This window comes from Anaerococcus lactolyticus ATCC 51172, assembly GCF_000156575.1.
In the GTDB taxonomy this organism is placed as follows: domain Bacteria; phylum Bacillota; class Clostridia; order Tissierellales; family Peptoniphilaceae; genus Anaerococcus; species Anaerococcus lactolyticus.
The window spans coordinates 1-225 of sequence record NZ_GG666219.1; the positions used below are offsets into that span (position 1 = coordinate 1).

Consider the following 225-nt stretch of genomic DNA (forward strand, 5'->3'; position numbering starts at 1 on the left):
CAGCCGGCGCAGGAACACGAAGATCACCGCCACCACCAGGCCGATGGTGAGGATCAGGGTGAACTGCACTTCATGCACCGAGGCGCGGATGGTCTCGGTGCGGTCGTTGAAGATCTCCAGGTGCACGTCGGCCGGCAGCACGCCCTGCAGCTGCGGCAGGATCGCGCGGATGCGCTCGACGGTCTGCACGATGTTGGCGCCCGGCTGCCGGCGCACTTCCAGCAG

The 225-nt window shown here is 67.6% G+C and carries 1 protein-coding gene; it reads right to left on the bottom strand.

Annotated elements, in window-relative coordinates:
* Positions 1 to 225: efflux RND transporter permease subunit (locus HMPREF0072_RS11790; protein WP_155811924.1), on the bottom strand; the 225-nt coding region annotated here is incomplete at both ends.